The organism is Campylobacter concisus (genome assembly GCF_015679985.1).
GTDB classification, from domain to species: domain Bacteria; phylum Campylobacterota; class Campylobacteria; order Campylobacterales; family Campylobacteraceae; genus Campylobacter_A; species Campylobacter_A concisus_AC.
In genome coordinates this window covers 1337972-1359618 of sequence record NZ_CP049239.1, presented here as the reverse complement: position 1 = coordinate 1359618, position 21647 = coordinate 1337972, and the positions used below count along the sequence as shown (strand labels likewise).

The 21647-nt window shown below is 36.9% G+C and carries 18 protein-coding genes; 13 read left to right on the top strand and 5 right to left on the bottom strand.

All coding sequences use genetic code 11. The features are described from left to right. The first annotated feature begins 1 nt into the window (after position 1). The 10 genes from fliF to G5B98_RS06805 all read left to right on the top strand — a co-directional run bounded on the left by fliF (position 2) and on the right by G5B98_RS06805 (position 11883). A complete protein-coding gene (gene fliF / locus G5B98_RS06850; RefSeq protein ID WP_196086455.1) occupies positions 2-1699 on the top strand; it encodes a flagellar basal-body MS-ring/collar protein FliF in 1698 nt (565 codons plus the stop codon). Continuing rightward, positions 1699-2730 (top strand): flagellar motor switch protein FliG, encoded by a 1032-nt coding sequence (gene fliG, locus G5B98_RS06845; protein WP_021091747.1) that lies wholly within the window; start codon positions 1699-1701, stop codon positions 2728-2730. The genes fliF and fliG overlap by 1 nt, the downstream gene beginning before the upstream one ends. Beyond that, positions 2727-3590, top strand: a complete 864-nt coding sequence (gene fliH, locus G5B98_RS06840; RefSeq protein ID WP_196086454.1) for a flagellar assembly protein FliH — start codon at positions 2727-2729, stop codon at positions 3588-3590. The genes fliG and fliH overlap by 4 nt, the downstream gene beginning before the upstream one ends. Beyond that, the gene (dxs, locus tag G5B98_RS06835; RefSeq protein WP_196086453.1) at positions 3583-5409 is read left to right on the top strand and encodes a 1-deoxy-D-xylulose-5-phosphate synthase; all 1827 of its coding nucleotides are present in this window, start codon (positions 3583-3585) and stop codon (positions 5407-5409) included. Before fliH ends, dxs begins: the two co-directional genes overlap by 8 nt. A gap of 72 nt (positions 5410-5481) precedes the next feature. Further along, complete coding sequence (locus G5B98_RS06830; protein WP_054197019.1) at positions 5482-5892, top strand: Fur family transcriptional regulator; 411 nt, start codon at positions 5482-5484, stop codon at positions 5890-5892. 139 nt (positions 5893-6031) lie between these two features. Beyond that, positions 6032-7438 (top strand): CHAD domain-containing protein, encoded by a 1407-nt coding sequence (locus G5B98_RS06825; protein ID WP_232524565.1) that lies wholly within the window; start codon positions 6032-6034, stop codon positions 7436-7438. Between the two features lie 12 nt (positions 7439-7450). Next, on the top strand, positions 7451-8173 hold the full coding sequence (gene ubiE / locus G5B98_RS06820) for a bifunctional demethylmenaquinone methyltransferase/2-methoxy-6-polyprenyl-1,4-benzoquinol methylase UbiE (protein ID WP_196086452.1): 723 nt from the start codon (positions 7451-7453) through the stop codon (positions 8171-8173). After that, a complete protein-coding gene (gene xseA / locus G5B98_RS06815; protein ID WP_196086451.1) occupies positions 8166-9332 on the top strand; it encodes an exodeoxyribonuclease VII large subunit in 1167 nt (388 codons plus the stop codon). Before ubiE ends, xseA begins: the two co-directional genes overlap by 8 nt. A gap of 2 nt (positions 9333-9334) precedes the next feature. After that, a complete protein-coding gene (gene serC / locus G5B98_RS06810) occupies positions 9335-10414 on the top strand; it encodes a phosphoserine transaminase (RefSeq protein WP_196086450.1) in 1080 nt (359 codons plus the stop codon). Continuing rightward, complete coding sequence (locus G5B98_RS06805) at positions 10414-11883, top strand: class I SAM-dependent methyltransferase (protein ID WP_196086449.1); 1470 nt, start codon at positions 10414-10416, stop codon at positions 11881-11883. Before serC ends, G5B98_RS06805 begins: the two co-directional genes overlap by 1 nt. Positions 11884-11903: 20 nt before the next feature. Here G5B98_RS06805 and G5B98_RS06800 read toward each other — a convergent pair whose 3' ends face one another. Then, positions 11904-12644: a sulfite exporter TauE/SafE family protein gene (locus G5B98_RS06800; protein WP_196086448.1), complete on the bottom strand. Its 741-nt coding sequence runs from the start codon at positions 12642-12644 to the stop codon at positions 11904-11906. Positions 12645-12796: 152 nt separating this feature from the next. Here G5B98_RS06800 and G5B98_RS06795 point away from each other — a divergent pair, with 152 nt between their 5' ends. Further along, a complete protein-coding gene (locus G5B98_RS06795) occupies positions 12797-14068 on the top strand; it encodes an anthranilate synthase component I family protein (RefSeq protein WP_196086447.1) in 1272 nt (423 codons plus the stop codon). On the opposite strand, the gene G5B98_RS06790 is transcribed toward G5B98_RS06795, so the two are convergent. The 4 genes from G5B98_RS06790 to G5B98_RS06775 are packed head-to-tail and all read right to left on the bottom strand — an operon-like array spanning position 14065 to position 19937. Next, positions 14065-16935, bottom strand: a complete 2871-nt coding sequence (locus G5B98_RS06790) for a hypothetical protein (protein ID WP_196086446.1) — start codon at positions 16933-16935, stop codon at positions 14065-14067. The two genes, G5B98_RS06795 and G5B98_RS06790, sit on opposite strands and share 4 nt — an antisense overlap. Continuing rightward, entirely contained in the window at positions 16925-17680 is a 756-nt protein-coding gene (locus tag G5B98_RS06785) for a hypothetical protein (RefSeq protein ID WP_196086445.1), read from the bottom strand. Before G5B98_RS06785 ends, G5B98_RS06790 begins: the two co-directional genes overlap by 11 nt. After that, positions 17677-19494 carry an excinuclease ABC subunit UvrC gene (uvrC, locus tag G5B98_RS06780; protein ID WP_196086444.1) on the bottom strand — a complete coding sequence of 606 codons (1818 nt, stop codon included), beginning with the start codon at positions 19492-19494 and terminating at the stop codon, positions 17677-17679. The genes G5B98_RS06785 and uvrC overlap by 4 nt, the downstream gene beginning before the upstream one ends. Next, a complete protein-coding gene (locus tag G5B98_RS06775) occupies positions 19488-19937 on the bottom strand; it encodes a hypothetical protein (RefSeq protein ID WP_196086443.1) in 450 nt (149 codons plus the stop codon). Before G5B98_RS06775 ends, uvrC begins: the two co-directional genes overlap by 7 nt. Positions 19938-19967: 30 nt before the next feature. Between G5B98_RS06775 and G5B98_RS06770 the strand changes: the two genes are divergently transcribed. Both G5B98_RS06770 and nhaD read left to right on the top strand, forming a co-directional pair. Beyond that, positions 19968-20135, top strand: coding sequence for a hypothetical protein (locus G5B98_RS06770; RefSeq protein ID WP_188115921.1), 168 nt, complete (start codon positions 19968-19970; stop codon positions 20133-20135). 115 nt (positions 20136-20250) lie between these two features. Then, positions 20251-21639, top strand: coding sequence for a sodium:proton antiporter NhaD (gene nhaD / locus G5B98_RS06765; RefSeq protein WP_196086442.1), 1389 nt, complete (start codon positions 20251-20253; stop codon positions 21637-21639). Positions 21640-21647: the final 8 nt, after the last annotated feature.

Below are 21647 nucleotides of genomic sequence, written 5' to 3'. Positions count from 1 at the left end.
TATGGATTTTAAGGCATTACTTCATCAAATAAGTCAAATTTATCAAAAGCTTTCATTGAAGCAAAAAATCGTTGCAGCTAGCTCGATCGTCTTGGTCGTGGCATTTTTGGTATTTTTAACACTTTATAAAAGCAAAAATGAAAATTTTGCAGGCTACAGCGTCCTTTTTGAAAACATTAGCCCAAATGATTCCGCCTTAATACTTGATCAGCTAAACAAAGATGGCATTAAATATAAATTAGCTAACGAAGGCACTATTCTTGTGCCAACGAGTGATGTCTATAAAGAGCGTATCGCTGTTGCAACGCTTGGAATACCAAAAGAGAGCAAAATCGGTTTTGAAATTTTTGATAAGCAAGAATTTGGTGCGACTGATGCCGAGCAGAGAGTAAAATTTCAAAGAGCGCTTGAGGGCGAGCTAGCTAGAACGATCGAGAGTCTTTCTTCTATCCAAAAAGCGACTGTTCGTATCGCTATTCCTAAAGAGAGCGTTTTTACTGAAAGACAAGCACTCCCAACTGCTTCTATTGTCGTTGAGTTAAAGCCAGGCGTTAGTCTAAATGCGAAGCAAATTTTTGGTATTAAAAACCTTGTCGCTGCCTCTGTTACAAACTTAAGCACGGAAAATGTAAAAATAGTAAATCAAGACGGAGTCGCACTTGGCGATGAAGATGGTGAGTTTGATAGTGACGCTATAGCTCAACAGATACGCTATAAACGTGAGTTTGAAAATAATTACGAGCAAAAGATCGTAAATGTGTTAGCTCCTATCGTGGGTGGAGCTGACAAAGTAGTAGCAAAGGTAAATATCGACTTTGACTTTGACAAAAAAGATACAAAAAGTGAAGTTTATGACCCAAATAACGTCGTTAGAAGTGAAAGTAATATCGAGGAAAAACGCCAAGGCTCAGCTCCAAATGAAGTGGGCGGCGTACCAGGTGCGGTTAGCAACATTGGCCCTGTTCAAGGCCTTGATGATAGCACTTTAAAAGAGCAGTACAACAAAAGCTCACAGCAGACAAACTACGAAATTTCAAAGAAAGTAACAAGCATCAAAGGGCAATTTGCTAGCATAAATAGAGTGAGTGCAGCCGTCGTTATAGACGGACTCTATCAAAGTAAAAAAGATAGCAACGGCAAGCCAACTGGTGAGATAGAATTTACTCCACTTTCTAAAGAGCAAAGAGAATCAATCACAAATTTAATCAAACAATCAATCGGCTATAACCAAAATAGAGGCGATGAAGTAAGCTTAGATAACTTTGAGTTTAAAACTGGCAAAGATATAAGCACTAGCGAAAAGATGGATGGCTTTGTGAATAACTATGTAGTGCCATTTATGCCGCTGTTAAAATATATTTTTGCAGCATTGTTGCTTTATATTTTCTACAAAAAAGTCATTGTGCCATTTATGCAAAAGATGCTTGAAGAGACAAAAGAAGAAGAGGAGCAAGTTCAAGATGGTCTTGAAGATATTGAGGTAGATGCCGAAGATACGCTTGAGAAATTTAAAGCTGCTCGCAAAAAGGTCGAAGAGCAACTAGGACTTAGTGGCGAGTTTAATGAAGATGAACTAAAATACGATGTTTTACTTGAGAAAATGAGAGCGGTCATCACAGAAAGAAATGAAGAGATAGCAATGCTGCTTCAAGATATGGTAAAAAATGACAGCGACTTTAATATGCGTAAGGAAATTTGATGTCAATAAAGCTAAATGACAAGCAAAAAATGATTTATGATGATCTATCGATGCCTGAAAAGATTGCTATTTTGCTGATTCAGCTTGGCGAAGAGGCAACTGCTCTTATATTTTCTCACATGGATGTTGATGTCATCACTGAAATTTCAGGCTATATCGCAACCGCAAAAAACATAGACAAACAAGTCGCAAGTGCCGTACTAGAAGAATTTTACGCGCTAATGCAGTCAAATCAATATATGAGAAGTGGCGGTTTAGAGTACGCAAAAGAAATTTTGTACCGCACATTTGGTCCAGAGGCAGCTCAGAAAATTTTAGACAAGCTTGCAAAAAGCATGGAAAACTCAAAAAGCTTTGGCTATCTTGATAAGATAAAACCACAGCAACTCGCAGACTTTATCATAAAAGAGCACCCTCAAACCATAGCGCTAATACTAGCTCACATGGACTCAACAAGTGCTGCTGAAACGCTTAGCTTTTTCTCAGATGAGCTAAGAAGCGAAGTCGTTATTAGAATGGCAAATCTTGGTGATATTAGCCCATCGGTAATTAAGCGTGTTTCAACCGTACTTGAGGGTAAACTCGAAAGTCTTACATCTTATAAAGTCGAAGTTGGCGGTCCAAGAGCTGTGGCAGAAGTGCTTAATAGACTTGGGCAAAAAGCTAGTAAAAGCACGATTGAGCGTATTGAGCAAAGCGATGATAAGCTTGCAACAACGATTAAAGAGCTTATGTTTACCTTTGAAGATATTATCAACCTTAACGCAACTGCGATTAGAGAAATTCTTAAAAATGTCGATAAAAAAGACCTTATGGTCGCATTTAAAGGCTCAAGCGATGGCATAAAGGATAAATTTTTATCAAATATGTCTCAGCGTGCAGCAGAAGCCTTTAAAGAGGAGATGCAATATCTTGGCGCGGTGCGTGTAAAAGATGTTGAAGAGGCTCAAAGACGCATAGTAGAGACGGTACAAACTCTAGCTGATCAAGGTGTGTTCCAAGTCGGCGAAGCAGATGAGATGATAGAATGAAAAGCAGCGTAATAACCAGTGAGACTTCTCCGGCTCACTTTATAGAAAATTACAGATTTAAAGTACTTGGAGTCGGAGAGCGAGCCACAGATAGTGCTCCTGTATTGATAGAAGAAAATAATCTTAGTGAAGAGCTAAGCGAGCAAAATTTTGGGCAAAAGGGTGAAAATTTTGCTCCTCAAGCTAGCCACCAAACGCAGACAAACTCACAAAACCACTTTGCTTCTCAGGCTCAAAGTCCACAAATACAGCAAACAGGTGAGTCGAGCTTTGTCGAAGAACTGCTTAAAAAAACAGATGAGCTAAGCAGCAACATCATCAAACTTCAAATGCAAATAGAAAATCAAGAGAGCGAATTTGCAAAGCGTCTTGAAGCTGAGATCACTCGTGCAAAAGAGGATGGCAAAAATGAAGGTATCGCCCAAGCAAATGCGGCAAATGAAGCAAGGATAAATGAGTTAGAGGCTAGATTTAGCACTTCAGCTGCAAAACTTGAAGAGCAATATATTAAATTTGATGAGTTTTTAAAGAAGATCGAAGAAGAGCTCGGACAAACTGCTATAAAAATCGCAAAAGAAGTAATCGATAAAGAAATTTCAACCTCTTCAAATCAGATCGCTCATCATCTAGCAAGCTCTCTTATAAAAGAGCTAAGTAATGTTAAAAATATAGAAATTCGCGTAAATCCTGAAGATAGTGAGTATCTAAAAGAGCAATTTATCAAGAATGAACACGTCAAGATAAGCGCTGATGATGCTATAAGCAAAGGCGGTGTGGTTATTATAAGTGATGGTGGCAATATCGATGCAACTATGCAAACAAGGCTAGAAAAACTAAAAATGCTGGTAAATAATGAATAAAGACGTTAAAAGTTTAGATGTTGATGAACTAAACGCACTTTGTCATGACATCAGGGATAAAATTTTAGCTACTGTTAGCAAAAATGGCGGTCACCTTAGCTCAAACATCGGTGCAGTTGAGATCATTGTGGCGATGCATAAAATTTTTGATGTGACAAAAGATCCATTTATTTTTGATGTGAGCCACCAAAGCTATGCACATAAGCTGCTGACTGGACGCTGGGAGAGCTTTGATACGCTTAGAAAATTTAACGGCATCAGTGGCTATACAAAGCCAAGCGAGAGTAAATTTGACTACTTTGTGGCAGGTCATAGCTCGACATCCATTTCGCTTGCAGTTGGTGCTGCAAAGGCGATAAAACTTAAAAACGAAGATCGTATCCCAGTAACTGTCATAGGTGATGGCTCACTAAGTGGCGGAATGGCGTACGAGGCGCTAAATGAGCTGGGAGACAGAAAATATCCTTGCGTCATCATCCTAAACGACAACGAGATGAGTATAAGCAAGCCTATAGGCGCGCTTAGCAAGTACCTAAGCCAGATGATGGCAGGACAGTTTTATCAAAAATTTAAGGGCAGGGTTGAGAAATTTCTAAGCTATATGCCAGATTCAGCTGCATACATGGCTAGACGTATCGAAGAGGGCATTAGACTCATCACTCCTGGCATGTTTTTCGAAGAGCTTGGACTCGAGTATATAGGCCCAGTTGATGGACATGACCTTTCAGCGCTTCTTAGTACATTTGAAACTGCCAAAAATATGAAAAAACCAGTCATAGTGCATGTACAGACGCTAAAGGGCAAAGGATATGAATTTGCTGAGGGGTGCTATGAGAATTGGCACGGAGTTGGGCCATTTGATCTAAAAAGTGGCGAATTTATAAAAAGACAGTCAAACAAGTCAGCCACTGCAATCTTTAGTGAACAGCTTTTAAAAATGGCAAGAGAGTATAGCGATATCGTTGGTGTGACGGCTGCGATGCCAACAGGTACTGGTATGGATGCCTTGATACAAGAATTTCCAGATCGTTTTTGGGACGTGGCGATAGCTGAGCAACATGCAGTTACATCGATGTCAGCCATGGCAAAAGAGGGGTTTAAACCATTTGTTGCAATATACTCGACATTCATGCAAAGAGCCTATGATCAGATCATTCACGACGCTTCTATTTTAAATTTAAACATCACATTTGCGATGGATAGGGCTGGCATTGTGGGCGAAGATGGCGAAACGCATCAGGGTGCGTTTGATATAAGCTTTTTAAACGCTGTGCCAAATATGGTTCTTTTTGCCCCAAGATGCGAAGAGAGTATGAAAAATGTTATGGAATTTGCCTACTCTTACAAGGGTGTTAGCGCATTTAGATATCCGCGCGGAGCGTTTATCTTAAGAGATGAGTTTGAAGCTCAGCCGCTTGAGTTTGGCAAGGGTGAAATTTTAGCTGATGTAAAGAGTGATATCGCATTTTTAGGCTATGGTAACGGCGTTGGCAGAGCAAATTTGGTCAGAAATTTACTAGCTGACAAGCTTGATGTGGTATTAGTTGACCTTGTCTTTGCAAAACCACTTGATAGCGAGCTTTTACTAGGTCTTGCAAAACGCACTAAAAAGTGGTATATCTTTAGTGATAGTGCCAAAAAAGGTGGCGTTGGTGAGATAATAAGTGCATTTTTACAAGAAAACAAAATATCAAATATAAGTGTCATTAGTTTTGAGTATGAAGATAAATTTATCCCTCATGGTTCAACTACTGAGGTCGAAAAGTACCTTGGTATAAGTGCCGAGCAGATCACCAAAAATTTACTAGAGAATAATTAATATCATTTAATAAAGTAACGTTTAATATTATTTTTGCTAGCATAAGCCAAAATAAAAACAAGGAAAAGCATTATGCAATACGTATCATTATTAAAGCAATCTGGGCTAAAAGTCACGCCACAACGCCTTAGCGTTTTAAGAATTCTTGATCGCCACACGCATCCAACGATTGATGAGCTTTATGATGAAATTTTAAAGGAGAGTCCATCGGTTTCTCTTGCGACAGTTTATAAAAATTTAAATACTTTAAAAGACGAAGGTCTTGTAGTCGAAGTAAATATCGTCAATCAAAAAGCTAGATACGATATCTACGAATATCCACATATTCATGTTGTCTGTGAAAGCTGTGGAAGCGTCGAGGACGTGAGCTACGATGATGCTGAGCTTGGCAAATATCAAGAGGCACTAGAAAAGAAGATTGGAAATATAATAGAACGTCTAAATATCGTAGCTAGCGTAAAAAGCTGTAAACACTGTAAATAAAATTTATGTTGCTATTTAGCAACATAAATTTCATCTTTCTTCTTGTAAAAATACTTTTAAAATAAGCCTATATTTAGCATTTTTCTCATTGTTTTAAGCACTAACTTGCTAAAATGAACAAAAAATTTTGGAGAAAAATGTGAGTTTGGAGATAGAGCGTAAATTTTTACTCAAAAATTCTCAAATTCTAGATTTTTTAAAAGAAGCTGGAGTAGTCTTTAAGCATCTTGAAATTTCTCAGTTTTATACCAAGATAACGCAAAATGAAGAGATCCGCTTTCGAAGTGAAGAGGATAAATTTATAAAAACTGTAAAGATCGGTAAAGATCTAATCAGAGAAGAAAATGAAGAATTTTGCGAAAAGGTGGAGTTTAAAAAGGCTCTTAAAAACCGCATCGGTAGCGTCATCTTAAAAGATAGATATATTTTTAAACTAAATAACAATCCTTGCAATATCGATATTTTTAAAAATGAACTAAATGGACTTTGTACATTTGAAATCGAATTTAGCGATGAAAATGAGGCTGTCTTTTTCAATCTGCCACCATTTTTAGAAAATTTTTGCCTAAGTGACGTAACTTGTGACAAAAGATATAAGAACAAATTTCTTGCCATCCACGCAAATGAAAATGAACAAATCGACTACAAAAGAGCCTATAAGATCATAAAAGAAAAAGAAATTCTGCCAAATTTTGCTGCAAATCTAAAAAGCGGAGAGGCGCTAAGAGTCCTTTTTGTTAGTATTTTTAAAGTAATAAAAAGGCTAAAAAGCCAGTATTTGATAGATAAAGATGAAGAAGTTTTGCATGAGCTTCGCATAAATTTAAGAAAGGTTAGATCGATCCTTAAAATTTTTAACGGCGTTTTTGATGAGAAAGTGACACTTTTTTTTGGTGAGAATTTTAAAATGCTTGCAAACTCGACAAACAAGAAGCGAGATTTGGATGTATTTTTGAGCTTTTTAAACGAGCAAAAGCACGCAAATGAGCCTATCTATTTTGTGCAAAAGGCTCTAGATTTAGAGTATGAAAATGTAAAAAGCTACCTTGGCGATGAAGAAAACTACGCATTTTTAAAAGAGTGGGAGATATTTTTAAATGAGGGTGAATTTTATAAGTCAAAACTCTTTGATGTAAGCCTTTCGCGCCTTGGTTCATTTAAGCTCAGAATGCTCTTAGTTTTAGCTCAAAAAAGGCTAAAAAGCCTTAATCAAGACTGCCCAAATGAGAGCTTTCATGATCTTAGGATAGAGCTTAAAAAGATGAGATATACATATGAGTTTTTATGTGAAATTTTTTATTTTGAAGGGCTTAAAAAGTATGAAGAGAAGCTAAAGCAGATGCAAGAAATTTTTGGTAATCTTCAAGACTATGACGTCTGGCTTGGCATCCTTAAAAGGCTTCCAGAAATGTCAGACAAAGAGAGGCTCGAGAGTAAAATTTACAAGCAAATTTATAAAAGTAGAGAAGAGATACTAAAAAAGCGTCTTAAATTTATAAAAGCAACTCGTAAAATTTCAAGAAATTTAAAAATTTACTACATATAAAAGGGCAAATTTATGCAAAAACAAGAAAAAATCGTTGATATGTTTAACCAGATCGCTCCGACTTATGACGTCGCAAACAGAGTGCTAAGTCTTGGTGTGGACGTGAGTTGGAGGAAATTTGCCTGCAGATATATGCTAGAAATTTTTAAAAATAAAAGCATAAATATCGTAGATGTAGCTTGCGGTACTGGCGATATGATGGGGCTTTGGAGTGAAATTTCAAAAGAATTTGGCGTGCAGATAAAAAGCCTTACTGGTATCGATCCCTCAAGTGGTATGCTAAAAGAGGCGAAGACAAAATTTCCAAATTTTCAATTTATAGAGGCCTACGCTGACAACACTACGCTTGCAAGCAGAGAGGCTCAAATTTTAAGCATAAGCTATGGCATTAGAAATGTGGTCGAGCGAAAGGCAGCGCTTAGGGAGTTTAACAGAGTGCTTGCTCTAAATGGCTACGTAGTCGTACTTGAATTTACAAAACGCCAGAAAAAAGGCCTTATAACCTCGCTAAGAGATTTTTACCTAAGTAAAATTTTGCCAAAAATTGGTGGCTTTATCTCAAAAAACAAAGAGGCATACGAATATCTGCCAAGCTCGATCGAAAATTTCTTGGATGCTAAGAGCTTTTGTGATGAGCTAGTCGAAGCTGGTTTTGAGATAGAGCTTTGCAAGGGCTTTAGTATGGATATCTCGACGCTATTTATCGCTAAAAAGGTAAGAGAAATCAATGCTTAGTGTTTCTGAGCTAAACGAAAAAGCAAAGGCACTGCTTGAAGCCACACTTGACTATGTCGAGGTAAGTGGCGAAATTTCGCGCCTTACTAAGCACGCCTCTGGACACTGGTACTTCACGCTAAAGGATGAGAAGTCAAGCATCTCAGCTGTGATGTATCGCATGAACAACCAAAAAGTGAAATTCCTGCCAAAAGATGGGTTAAAAGTAAAAATTTATGGCAAAGTGACTATTTACTCGCCAAGTGGGTCCTATCAGCTAGTGGCAAGTGCGATGCTGCCTGATGGTGAGGGCGAGCTTGAGCTTGCGTTTAGGCAGCTTAAAGAAAAGCTCGAAAATGAGGGGCTTTTTGACATTGCTGCAAAAAAAGAGATACCAAATTTACCTAAAAAAATAGCCCTTGTCACAAGCGCTACTTCGGCGGCGCTTCAGGATATGTTAAAGGTCGTGACGAGCCGTTGGAAATTAAGCGAAATTTATATTTTTGATGCTTTAACTCAAGGTGAAAATGCCCCAAGCTCGCTTATAAAAGCCTTGCGCAGAGCCGATAAATACGGCGTAGATGTGATTGTTTTAGCTAGAGGAGGTGGCAGCAAAGAGGATCTTTGGTGCTTTAACGACGAGGGCTTAGCTCGTGAAATTTACGCTACAAAGACGCCAGTCATAAGCGCTATCGGACACGAGATCGACTACGTTATAAGCGACTTTGTAGCAGACCGCAGATCGCTTACGCCAAGTGCAGCTATGCTTGATCTGCTGCCTGATGAAGAGGCATTTTTTCAGTATCTTGACAGGCTCAGCGATGATCTTGATAGCGCTTTAAGCTTAAAGATCACCAAAAAGCAAAATTTGCTAAATGTTCTTCTTTCTAAATTTTCATCAAATGCTCTAAAAGCTAGGATCGAGCTAAAATTTAGCGAGGTGACAAACAAGCAAAATGCCCTAACAAACGCCGTGCAAAGAAAAATTTTAGTCCTTGGCTCAGCATTTAACTCACTAGAGAAGGCTTATGAGATGAGGGAGCTCTTTTTTGAGAGTACAAAAAGGCTTATCGAGGTTAGAAAAGACGGCAAGAGAGTTGATTTTAGGGATTTAAAAATAGACGATGAGATCGAGCTTATCTCGCAAAATACACATAAAAAAGCAATTATCAAGGAGTAAAAATGAGTAGAAAAATCAACTTTAGCGCAGGCCCAAGCGCGATACCACTAAGCGTTTTAGAGCATGCAAAGGCCGAATTTACCGACTACAGAGGCGAGGGCTACTCGATCATGGAGATCAGCCACAGAAGCAAGACCTTTGAGGAGATCCACTTTGGCGCGATGGAGAAGATAAGAAAGCTTTACGGCATCGGTGATGAGTATGAAATTTTATTTTTGCAAGGCGGCGCACACTTGCAATTTAGCATGATACCGATGAATTTATATCAAGGTGGCAGGGCTGAGTACGCAAACACTGGTGTTTGGACAAATAAAGCCATCAAAGAGGCAAAAGTGCTTGGCGTAAATGTGAATGTCGTAGCAAGCAGCGAAGATGAAAATTTCTCTTACATCCCTGAGTTTAAATTTAGCGATGACGCCGACTACGCCTACATCTGCTCAAATAATACGATTTATGGCACACAGTATAAGGCTATGCCAAAGACAAAATCTCCACTTGTTGTCGATGCTTCGAGCGATTTTTTCGCTAGACCGCTTGATTTTAGCAGTATCGGCTTGCTTTACGGTGGCGCTCAGAAAAATGCAGGTCCAAGTGGCGTAACTATCGTCATTATAAGAAAAGACTTGGTTGATCGCGTGAGCAGCCAAAACATCCCTATGTTTTTGCGCTACAAAACGCACGTAGAGGCAAACTCGCTTTACAACACACCACCAACTTTTGGAATTTATCTTTTAAATTTAACCATGCAGCACCTACTAGATCTTGGCGGACTTGCCGAGGTTGAGAAGATAAATGCCAAAAAAGCAAGCACACTTTATGACATCATAGATAGCTCAAACGGCTTTTACGTGGGCCATGCCAAAAAATCAAGCAGATCAGATATGAACGTGAGCTTTACAATACCAAAAGATCATGCGCTTGAACCAGTTTTTGTAGAAGAAGCACTAAAAGAGGGCATGCTAGGGCTAAAAGGTCACAGACATATTGGCGGCATAAGAGCATCTATCTACAACGCCGTTAGCCAAAGCGATGTTGAAAAACTTGGCGAGTTTATGAGAGAATTTGCAAGAAAATATAGCTGATGAATAAAACAAAGAAAGCTTACGATGAAATTCCTTATTTCTCGGCTGCATTTAGCGACTGCTCGCCAGTTAGGATAGAAGCGGTTGCTAAATTTCTGGGGCTTAAAGCAGCTAGCTTAAAAGAGGCTAGAGTGCTTGAGCTTGGCTCGTCATATGGCGGTAATATCTTGCCATTTGCCATTTCACATAAAAGCGCAAAAGTCGTTGGTATCGATATCTCAAGTCATCAGGTGGCTGAAGGTAACAAGGTGGCAAAGCAGATAGGTTTAGAAAATTTTACTCTGCTTGAGCGAAATTTTTTGCACATGAACGAAAGCGATATAAAAGAGCTTGGGAAATTTGACTATATTATCGCTCATGGCGTTTATAGCTGGGTGAGCCCAAATGTAAGAGATGCGCTGCTTGCCACGATTAAGGCACTACTAAGCGAGGATGGCATCGCTTATGTTTCGTATAATACCTATCCTGGCTGGAAGAGCCTTGATATTTTAAGAGATTTTATGCTTTTTGTAAGCTCAGGTAACGACAGCAAAGAAGCACTTGCTCACGTAAAAAGCGAGTTAAATTTCTTGCAGGATTATTTGAAATTTAGCCTGCAAAACCAAAGCGATGTCGTATACAAAGATAGCATGAAGCTTCTTCTAACGCAGCTAAATTTCTTACAAGGCATCATCGCAAAGGGTAATGATTATTATATATTGCATGATTTTTTAGAGGCTAGCAACGAGCCAATCTACTTTCATAAATTTGCTAAGCATATCGACAAACACGGACTTTGCTACGTTATAGATGCTTCGCTAAATGACATCTTTGCAAGCTCAACTGGGATTTACCGCTTTGACGCGCACATCGAGCAAAATTACAACTCTCGCATCAAAAAAGAGCAACTAAACGACTTTTTATTTAATAGGTCATTTAGAAAAAGCCTCATCGCTCACAAGGAGAGGCTTGGCGGTGCTGAGGACTTTGATGCGGTACTTGGAGAGAGCGAGCTTGATAAGATTTATTTTGCATATTTTAGCGAGCGGCCAAGGACAAAAACGCAAGAAATTTTAAGCAAAAGCTATCCACAAAGCTTAAATTTAAGCGAAGTAAAAACGGCACTTGGCGAGAATGCAAACGAAGCTTTTGTGGGACTGCTTGAAATTTTAAACGATCAAAACACTAAAATTTCTTCTTCAAAACTTGCAGCACTTACCTATGAGCCTGATAAAACCAAACTAAAGCCTAGAGTTGCTACGTATCTGGAGTATTTTCTGGAGGCTAGCTCACCAGTTATCTCTTTGGCAAATGAGCTAAATGGCAAGCTAAGCTTAAGCCATGAAGAGATCAAGGCCGCTTTAAAATTTGATGGCAAAGCTAGTTTAGAAGATATCGCAAAGAGCGTAAATTTTAGTAAAGACGAGCTAGATAAGCTTGCTTTTAAATTAAGTGAAGCCTACTTTTTGAAGAAATTTAAAACTAGCTAGCCTAGTCTTAAATTTTTGATTTAGTCAAATATCATATCTTTTAAGATCAGAATTATCATCGCTATGTAAAAGAGTAAAAACCACTTTTTAAGTGCTTTTTTATCCATAGCTTGTGTCTTTTTGGTGCCAAAGTATGCGCCTATTAGCGAGCCAAGGCCTAGAAAGGCACCTTCTAAATAAGAGATATGGCCGCTTAATGAAAGTGAGATAAAGCCAGAGAAAGCTGCAAACATTACAAAAAATACTCCCATTGAAACGGCTTTTTTTAGCTCATAGTGTAAAAAGCCTACCAAAATAGGCGCTACAAAGACGCCTCCGCCGATGCCAATACTAATGGCAAAAGCACCTACAAAAAGACCAACTAAAAATAGTAAAAAAAGTGAGTTATTTGCGTTTGAGCCGTCGCTATTTGGCATAAAATATAACTTTAAAAGGGATAAGATAAATGTTGCAAGCAAGAGTGACTCAAGTAAAATCGCTGGCGCATATGAAACAATAATGCCACTAAAACTAGCTCCAACTAAGCCTCCAAGCCCTAAAACTACGCCACGATTTAGTTTTAAAAGGCCAGCTTTGTAGTTTAGATATGAGCCAAAAGTCGCGCTAAAGATCATTTGCATGACGCTTATGCCAATAGCGGTTTTTATGTCATATCCAAAGGCGACCATTATAGGAACGACGACTGTGCCGCCACCGATACCAAAAAAGCCAGCGATGTATCCAACGCCGATACCAATTATAAAAAGTTCAACAAAAAGCATGAATTTCCTTTTACGAGTGCCAAATTTTAGCCAAGCGGTGTTAAAAAAATAGTAAAAAGGTGAAATTTGGGCATAAATTTAGAAATTTGATAAAAATTTTAAAAACTAAAAGCGAACTTTTTTTATAATCATCAAAAAATTAAAGGAAAAAAATGCTCTTAGAACAACCACTGTTTTATTATGAAGTGATTAAAGAAAAATTTAAAAATAGCTACCTAGCCGAGGATAAGACGCAAACGATTATAGGCATTGATTGCGATTATATAGATGAAAAGGATATGGATTTTTATGGGCTTAGAAGTTATTTTGATACAAATCGTAATAAATCTTTGGCTCCATTTGCGGGTCTCTTTGGTGTTTTTGCTTATGATGGCGTGAGATATTTTGAATATATCGGAGAAGAGAAAGCTAAAAAGTATGAATTTCCAAAATTTATCTATGCCGATGCTAAGGCCTATCTACACTTTGATAAGATGAGTAAAATTTATACATTTTATGGAGATAAGAAAAAATATTATGACTTTTTGCTTGATGTGAAAGTTGAAAACAAAAGCAAAGAGCAGAGTAAATTTAGTATAAAAACTGATCTTGGTAAAGAAAAGAAACACTTTGAGGATATGGTTGAATTAGCAAAAGAGTATATAAGAAGTGGCGATGTCTTTCAGGTGGTGCTTGGTGAGTTGCTTGAAATTTCAACGAATATGAGTAGTCTAGACTTTTATAAAAAGCTCTCACTTACAAATCCAAGTCCATATATGTTTCATTTTCCTACACCTTATGGCGATGTGGTTGGCTCTTCGCCAGAGCTTGTTTTTGAGATGAAAAGTGAGCAAATTTTTGTAGCTCCGATCGCAGGCACAAGACCTAGAGGAAGCGATGCAAATGCAGATGCGGCACTTGAAAATGAGCTATTAAGTGACGAAAAGGAGCTGGCTGAGCACAAGATGCTAATTGATCTTGCTAGAAATGACATTGGCAGGGTTTCAGAGCCAAAAAGTGTATCCGTAAAAAATGCTATGCATATCCAAAAGTATGAAAAAGTAATTCATATTGTAAGCGATGTCTATGGCAAATGCGCCAAAGGGCTTGATCTTTTTGATGTCTTAGCTAGCATATTTCCGGCTGGCACGCTAAGCGGAGCCCCAAAAATAAGAGCTATGCAGATAATCAATGAGCTTGAAATTTCTGAGCGAAATATCTATGGCGGCGGCATTGGATTTTTACATTTTAATGGCGATGCTCAGGTCGCTATTCTTATTCGATCAGCCATCTTTGTGCCAGGTGAAAATGGCTTTAGTGATGTATTTGTGGGGGCTGGAGCTGGTATAGTTTACGACTCAAAGAGCGAAAGAGAATACGCTGAAATTTGTCATAAGCGAGCAAGCGTGCTAAATGTATTTAAAAATAACGCAAAAGAGTTTTAGGCGTTAAACTTAATAAATTCATAAGAGCTTTTAGCGTAGCTAGCGCCCATAGAATCGATTTGCTCTCTTACGGTAGCTGAAAGCTCTGCTTTTGTGATATTTTTAGCTAGCACTTTTATAAAAGGAAATTCACTTCTTTCTTGTGCGCCAAATATCAGCACTCTTGTATCAACCTTTTGGCTTTGTCTTATCTTATCAACAACTCTTGTTAGCTCTTCGTAGTTGAAGCCTTTTACGTTTTCATCTATAAGAACGATACCGTAAGTTTTGGTTTTTATCTTTGTTAATAGCTCATCAAAGCTATTTGTGGTTTCAAGTGTGTTGTAAAATTCTCCTAAAGCTGAGCTAAATATTTTATTTTCCATTGGCGATTTCTTAAATAAAATAATATTTTCGCTTTTTGCTAGATAGCTTTCGTCTATTGCAATCTCGCCAAAATTTGGCAAAAATTTTCTAAAAATTTGAGCCAGTTCGTCGCTATTTATTGGTGTTTTTATATAGGCATTGAAGTATTCTTTGACACTCTCTCCATCTATATTTGAAGTGTTTGAAAGCATTAGTATAATTGGAATTTTTGCATTTTGTATGGCTGCTTTTATAAGATCAATATTTTTTTGAAGGCTATTTTTTTCAGCTTCGAAAAATTTTGAGCCAACAAAGATAAGGTCAAAATCGCCTTGCTTTATGGCTTGTTTTAGATCTTTTTTATTGCAAACCCCCACAACTTCGCAGTTAAATTTACTAAAACCACTTGCTGTTATATCTATGTAAATTTCGTTAGTATCGCAGATTAAAAATTTTGGTTTATCGTTTAAATCTTTATTCATAATATTAGCTTCACCTAAGCAAAGTAGCCTTGTGATGCTTAATGGAGTTAGCGGATCTTTTAAAATGAGCGGATTTTTAATATCTTGACCTTGCTTATTGGTGTTTCTTAAAAATATAGCATCATAATTTTTTGTAATAGATGGACTAGTGCTTGTTAGCATATCCACTTTGAGCCCAAGGTCTTTTGTAGTTTGTTTAAAAGCTTCGTTGTAAGCGACATTTGCGTCTTGTAAGAATGCTAGTTTATGATTGCATTTTATATCAAAGTCTTTATAGTTTGATGTTGTTTTAAAAATGACTACAAATTTAAACTCATTGCCAATACTTTGAAACGAATTAATCTCCAGCTTGCTTTCTAAATTTTTTAAATAAATTTGAGCGATTTTTAGATAAAACTCGCTCTCATCATTATTTAAGCTATTCTCATCATCTGAAAATATATCTGAAATTTGCTTTTCGCTCATGGCGGTTGAGCTATTTTTTATGCTAAAGCTTACAGAACAAAGCCCGCTTCTATCAAACTCTTTTTGAACTTTTTTGATAGCGATGATAATGTTTTGATGTCTTAAAGACATTGATAAAGACGCCAAAAAGATAGAGTTAAATGCGGTTTTTAATGAATTTAGATTTCCTTCTAGTTCATTTGTAAGGCTTGGATCAAGGTAGCTTATAAAATTTATCTTTTTGCTTTGCGAATAGACGATGTTTACTTGCAAAATTTCTTCAAAGCTTTTTTGAGGATCAAATATCTCGGTTTTATTGCATTCGCTATATTTTTTAACATTTGAGATATTTTTAGCATTGTTATAAAGCGAGGTCATGATATTTGCATTTTTTTCTATCGTGTCTATAAATACTTGCTTTTTGCTATTATTTGTTTCTATTTTTAAAGCTGCGGTCGATGTAAAAATTTCTTTATTAATAGACTCTAGCTTTTTGCTCACTGATAAAATATATCTATCTTTTATCTGAAAAAAGCTGCTATCTTTTATATAGGTTTCTTTTAGATCTTCATAAGTTTTTATGAGCTTTGATATCGTATTATCCGCACTTGCCTCTTTTGATGATAGGATATAGTTTGATATGTATTTTGACTTATCGATAAGCACCTTTAAAAATTTCAACCTAGCAGAAATGCTAAGCAAAGATAAAATGAGCAAGCCACAAAGCAAAAACTCAAAAAAGGTCTTTATGCCAAAGCTTATTTTCTCGCTCTTGGTAAGTTCTAGTAGCTCATTTTTTATGTTTATGGCACTATCTAATAAAAGTATAAATTTATCATCTTCATACTGTTTTATTAAGATGATATCTTCGATATTTAGCTTTTCAGAAAATGCGATCTTGGCTTTAGCTTCTCTTATTTTTTTAGCTTTATAGTTGGCTTCAAACTGGTTAAAGTCTTTATAAATATCCTCTTTTAGCTCACTTTTTGGAAGCATATCAAGATTTGGCGTGTTGTCCTTTACGGAATATATATTTTCTCTTACATTACTGTTTATTGAAAATAAAGGGCCATTTATAAAGATATTTTTTACGTAGTATTTGGTGTTGTTTGCTAAAGAGAGTTGATTGTAAATTTTACTTAAAGTTGCGGCATAGGCTTTTATTATAAGCGGAAAGTCTCGGTCTAAATCTTGTTTAAAATCGCTATCTATTTCTCCGTTTATATTTTGGAAAAATTCATAAAATAGTTCATCAAATTGATCATTTTGATTTATATTTGCTAGCAATTCTTTTAATTTATTTACATTTCGTATCTCGATGCGATCGTCTTTTCTTATAGAATTTATAAATTTTTGTGTATTTTTTAAGGTGTTATCCCGCAACCTTTTTATATCTTCTTGGCTTTTGCCTATTAGAGTATCGTGCTCTTGTATTACGGATTTTATAGTCTGAAATACTAAGGATTGTTTATATAGTTTTTCATTTAGATCTTTTAGATCTGTAAATTTTTTATAGCTTTCATTTCCGCTATATGCACAAAAGATCGCTGAAATTATTATTGGCGCTAACAATATATAAAATTTATTATTTTTCATTGATACTCTTTTTGCTATATTTTTTAACGATATTTTCTATCTCAATTAGTCTTTTGGTAAAAAGAGACATCTCTTTCATCTTTCCATTTTGATTGTTATCTAAAAAAGCGTTAAGCTCATTTGCAAGGTTATTAAGCTTTAAATTTAATGCAGCTTCTCTTATCTCATTTACGTATTTTTTGAGCATTATCTCATCTTTTGCGATTATGGCTGATTGGATCTGGATAAGAATTTCTCTTGCGTTGCGTAAAAATATATTTAAATAGGATGCAAAATCTTTTTTACTTAAATTTAGTATTTTAAGTGATGTTTCAAACCAAGAATCATCGATAAGTGATTGTGTCTGCGTGTCAAAAAGATACCATGCGTTTAGTTTAAAAACAGGCAGTCTTAATGTAGGTTTTACTTTTACTGCTGCTATTAGATTTTGGTTGTTTATTATGTCTTGCTTCTCTAAAAGCACGATAAAAAATTTTTCGCTATTTTTTAAAATAGCATTTTGCAATCTCGCTTCTAGTAAGATCGCACCACCATCTTTTCTTTTTAAATTTACTCTAGCGCTATTATCTTTCGTATTTTGTAAAAATTCCAAGAAGCTGTAGTTTGGGCTTTCTTGGCTTGTTATGACTAGCTCGCTTATATCTTTGTATCGCAACAAAAAGTCATCCAAACTATCAAAACCCAATAGCTCAAGTGAATCTTGCGTTATCGCAGATATTTTTAAATTTTCATCATATATTATCACTTCAAATTTCCTTCTTTGAGCACTGCAAGCTTTTCTGCTACGCTTTTATTTGTTATTTTTGCCACTTCGTCTAAATTTGCTTCGCTGATTTTATCAAAACTTCCGTAAAAGCTGATTAATTTCGCGATACTTCCTTCAGATACGCCAGCTTGCTTTAGGATCGATCTTTGCATATCGTTTTTCTGCCTTGTTTTTCTGTGAAAACTGATGACAAATCTATGGCTTTCATCGCGCATTTTTTGGAAAAACTGAAGCTTTTTATCGCTCGTGCTTAGGCTAAAGCTGCCATTTTTTGTGTAAATTTTATCCTTTGCCTCGCCCTTTGCGCGGTGAGCTTTGGCGTCTATTTTTTCTTTTGAGATAGCGATTACATCGACGTTTGCGCCACTGCTTGCTAAAATTTCGCAGGCTAAATTTAAAAGCACTTCGCCCCCATCAATAACCCAAAGATCAGGCGGGCTAAGCTTGTCAAACCTAAGTGCTCTAGCTGTTAGGCTCTCTTTCATCTGATCGTAGTCGTTTTTAGAGCTTAGGTGCATATGGCGGTAGTTTTGCTTTGCCCACTCGCCATGCTCATAGCGCACCATCGCTCCGACACTTGCCTCGCCAAAAAGGTGTGAGTTATCGTAAGCCTCGACCACGTAAGGCGTGTGAGCTAGGTCAAAGTACTCTTTTATCTCGTTTAATAGCACGTTATCGTGCGTTTTTAGATATTTTTCGATGCTAACTTCAGCGTTTTTGGTAGCGATCTCACAAATTTTACGCTTATCGCCTATTTTTGGGCATGTGATGCTAAATTTACGTCCAAATCTCTCGTTTAAAATTTCCTCCACAAGCTCGCTATCTTCAAAGCTCTCATGCACATAAATTTTGGTGCTAATTATCGGCTGTCCAGCTATGAAGCTTTTTAAAATGGCCTGCTTATAAGCTTCGTTTGTCTCGTCTTTTTGGGCGTTTTTGGCCTGCGTGATGTCAGTTTTTACGCCAGTTATCTTGCCACTTTGCACGCTAAATCTCACCGCACAGATCATATCGTGCACGCAAGCGACCGAGTAGGCCTCAAAGTCCTCAAGTTTAGCAAGATCAACTTCAACCTTTGTTTGCATGTTTTTAAGTGTTTGTATCTTATCTCTAGTCGCGGCTGCTTGCTCGTAGTCTTCGGCCTTGGCGTAGTTTAGCATGAGCTCTTCAAGGCGAGTTATAAGTAAATTTGGATTTTGTAAGGCCATGATAGCCTCGTTTACGATCTTAACGTAGTTCTCTTTTGAAATTTTGCCCTCACACGGGGCATAACAGCGTTTTAGCTGATAAAAAAGGCAGGCTTTTTTGCCTTTGATGCAGGACTTTTTCTGAACGAGATTGTAATTTAGATAAAGTGCCTCAAGTAGCTCGCTAGCTCCGTTAAAATATGGCCCAAAATAGCGGATATTTGAGCCTTTTACCACCTTTCTAGTGATCTCAAATCTAGGGAAATCATCATTTAAATTTATAAAGATATAAGGGTAGGTCTTGTCGTCACGAAGCAAGATGTTGTATTTTGGCTTAAGCTGTTTGATGAATGAATTTTCAAGTATGAGCGCGTCTGCCTCGCTTGGCGTGACGATGTATTCAAGGTGCACGGCTTCGCTTATCATCTTTGAAATTCTTGGACTTAGCTTTTCAGCCGGAGCTAGACTTGGTGTAAATTTAAAGTAGCTTTTGACCCTGTTTTTTAAAATTTTGGCCTTGCCAACGTATAAGAGCCTATTTTGTGCGTCAAAATACTGATATACGCCAGGCTCATTTGGAAGCGTTCTTATCTCGTCTATTAGCATCTTGCCTGCTCATTTTTATTGAGCAAAATTTCTCTTAACTCTTCAAATTTCTGGTGTATTTGCTCATCTTTTGCCAAATTTTTAAACTTGCCTTTGCTAGCTGGCGCATAAAAGATGGCATTTTGCTCTTTTTGATTAAAAAATTTTAAAAATTTGCTCACGACAAATCTTATATTTTCTTCTTTTTTGTTTTTTGTATAGTTGATTTCGTTAATGGGCTTTGGAGTAAGAATGCTGTTAAAAACGCTATTTTTATTAAATTTGCAAAAGGTTTTTAATAACCTTTTTATATCATTTATACTACTATCACGCCTAAGCTCTAAAAGCCCAGTGGGATGAGTAAGAACAAAGGTCAAAACACCTTCTCTAACGTAGCAAAAAGCTATATAAAATCGTTTTGCTTTCCCCATAAGCTCTAAAAGCTGTTGGCACTCATTTGCCATGCTTAATTTTTCTTTATACAAAGGATTTTCGTGAATAGTATTTATCAAAAATTTAGCGTTTTTCATGGGCTTATCTTATCATTTTTTATTTTAATTTTTACTCTTTTTGTATTTAGTGGTTGTGGCTATAAAGATGATCCATTTTATGGAAATGCTCCCGTAAAAGAAAAGAAAACTGACAAGATAAACAAAATCTAGTAAAATTTTCGTATTTAAATAAAAATGTAATGTAAGCTTAATAATTTTAACTAACCTAATTTTTAGGCTCTTTTAAGTAATATACCAAGATTTTTTATTCTACAAGGAGAGTATAATGAGGTTTTTTGGACTTCTAGGCTTGTTTTTCGCGATGGCTTTTGGTGCTGATGGAGAAACCGCAGCTATTGACTTAACTACTACATGGGCAGGAATTTTATCGCTTATAATTTTTGTTGTTGGATATTTTTTCATAGCAGCAGAAGAAAATTTCCATATTGATAAGGCAAAACCTGCTATCTTTATCGGCACATTTATGTTCCTACTTATCGGTGTTTATATGCTTATAAATGGCATGGATGTGCATTCACTTGAACATGAGGTAAATCACCTGATTTTAGAGATCGCTCAGATCGTATTTTTCTTGATGGTGGCGATGACTTTTATCGAAGCACTTATCGAAAGAGACGTATTTAATGCACTTAAATATAATCTCGTATCAAAAGGCTATACTTATAGAAAGCTATTTTGGCTAACTGGTATTTTGGCATTTTTCATAAGCCCAGTAGCTGATAACCTGACAACAGCGCTTATACTTTCAACCGTTCTTCTAACGATAGATAGAAATAATACAAATTTCCTAGTAGCTGGTGCGATAAACATTGTCGTAGCAGCAAATGCAGGTGGGGCATGGAGTCCATTTGGCGATATCACTACGCTTATGGCTTGGGCTGCTGGAAAAGCACCATTTGTCGACTTTTTCGCACTTTTCCCAGCGTCTATCATAGGTTGGTTTGTAACGGCATTTTTACTTTCTCGTGTAGTGCCAAGTACTGCACCACATTTTGATGTGGCAAATGAGCCAAAAGTGGTTATGAAAAAGGGCGGCAAAGCTGTTATCTTTATAGGCGCATTTACTATCTTTTGTGCAGTTATGATGCATCAGCTTTTCCACTTGCCAGCGATGTGGGGCATGATGTTTGGTTTCTCACTACTTAGTCTTTATACTTACTATTTCAAAAAAGCTCACAAAAATGAAGAACCAATGCATGTATTTCACTATATGTCAAAGATTGAAAACAACACACTATTTTTCTTCTTTGGAATTTTAGCTGCAGTTGGCGCTCTTCATTTTGCTGGATTTTTAAATTACGCTGTATCACTTTATGATAAATTTGGCTCAACTGCTGTAAATATCGGCGTTGGTTTCCTTTCAGCAATCGTTGATAATGTCCCTGTTATGTCAGCTGTCTTAAAAGCAAATCCAGCAATGGGAGCTGATGCAGGCGAGGCAATGAGTCAGTGGCTATTAGTGACACTAACTGCTGGTATCGGTGGTTCGATGATCAGCTTTGGCTCAGCAGCTGGTGTTGGAGTAATGGGTAAATTAAAAGGAATTTATACCTTTGGCGCACATATGAAATACGCTTGGATGGTGGTTCTAGGATATATCGTATCGATCATTGTTTGGTATGTGCAGTTTGAAATTTTTCATATCTATTTTTAAAAGGTTAT

Excerpts from the sequence above, each read along its gene's own strand:
- serC (WP_196086450.1), top strand. The coding sequence starts at position 9,335 with ATGAGTAGAAAAATCAACTTTAGCGCAGGCCCAAGCGCGATACCACTA.
- G5B98_RS06800 (WP_196086448.1), bottom strand. The coding sequence starts at position 12,644 with ATGCTTTTTGTTGAACTTTTTATAATTGGTATCGGCGTTGGATACATC.
- G5B98_RS06790 (WP_196086446.1), bottom strand. The coding sequence starts at position 16,935 with ATGAAAAATAATAAATTTTATATATTGTTAGCGCCAATAATAATTTCA.
- G5B98_RS06830 (WP_054197019.1), top strand. The coding sequence starts at position 5,482 with ATGCAATACGTATCATTATTAAAGCAATCTGGGCTAAAAGTCACGCCA.
- xseA (WP_196086451.1), top strand. The coding sequence starts at position 8,166 with ATGCTTAGTGTTTCTGAGCTAAACGAAAAAGCAAAGGCACTGCTTGAA.
- G5B98_RS06795 (WP_196086447.1), top strand. The coding sequence starts at position 12,797 with ATGCTCTTAGAACAACCACTGTTTTATTATGAAGTGATTAAAGAAAAA.
- G5B98_RS06775 (WP_196086443.1), bottom strand. The coding sequence starts at position 19,937 with ATGGCAAATGAGTGCCAACAGCTTTTAGAGCTTATGGGGAAAGCAAAA.
- ubiE (WP_196086452.1), top strand. The coding sequence starts at position 7,451 with ATGCAAAAACAAGAAAAAATCGTTGATATGTTTAACCAGATCGCTCCG.
- uvrC (WP_196086444.1), bottom strand. The coding sequence starts at position 19,494 with ATGCTAATAGACGAGATAAGAACGCTTCCAAATGAGCCTGGCGTATAT.
- fliF (WP_196086455.1), top strand. The coding sequence starts at position 2 with ATGGATTTTAAGGCATTACTTCATCAAATAAGTCAAATTTATCAAAAG.
- fliH (WP_196086454.1), top strand. The coding sequence starts at position 2,727 with ATGAAAAGCAGCGTAATAACCAGTGAGACTTCTCCGGCTCACTTTATA.
- G5B98_RS06805 (WP_196086449.1), top strand. The coding sequence starts at position 10,414 with ATGAATAAAACAAAGAAAGCTTACGATGAAATTCCTTATTTCTCGGCT.
- dxs (WP_196086453.1), top strand. The coding sequence starts at position 3,583 with ATGAATAAAGACGTTAAAAGTTTAGATGTTGATGAACTAAACGCACTT.
- fliG (WP_021091747.1), top strand. The coding sequence starts at position 1,699 with ATGTCAATAAAGCTAAATGACAAGCAAAAAATGATTTATGATGATCTA.
- nhaD (WP_196086442.1), top strand. The coding sequence starts at position 20,251 with ATGAGGTTTTTTGGACTTCTAGGCTTGTTTTTCGCGATGGCTTTTGGT.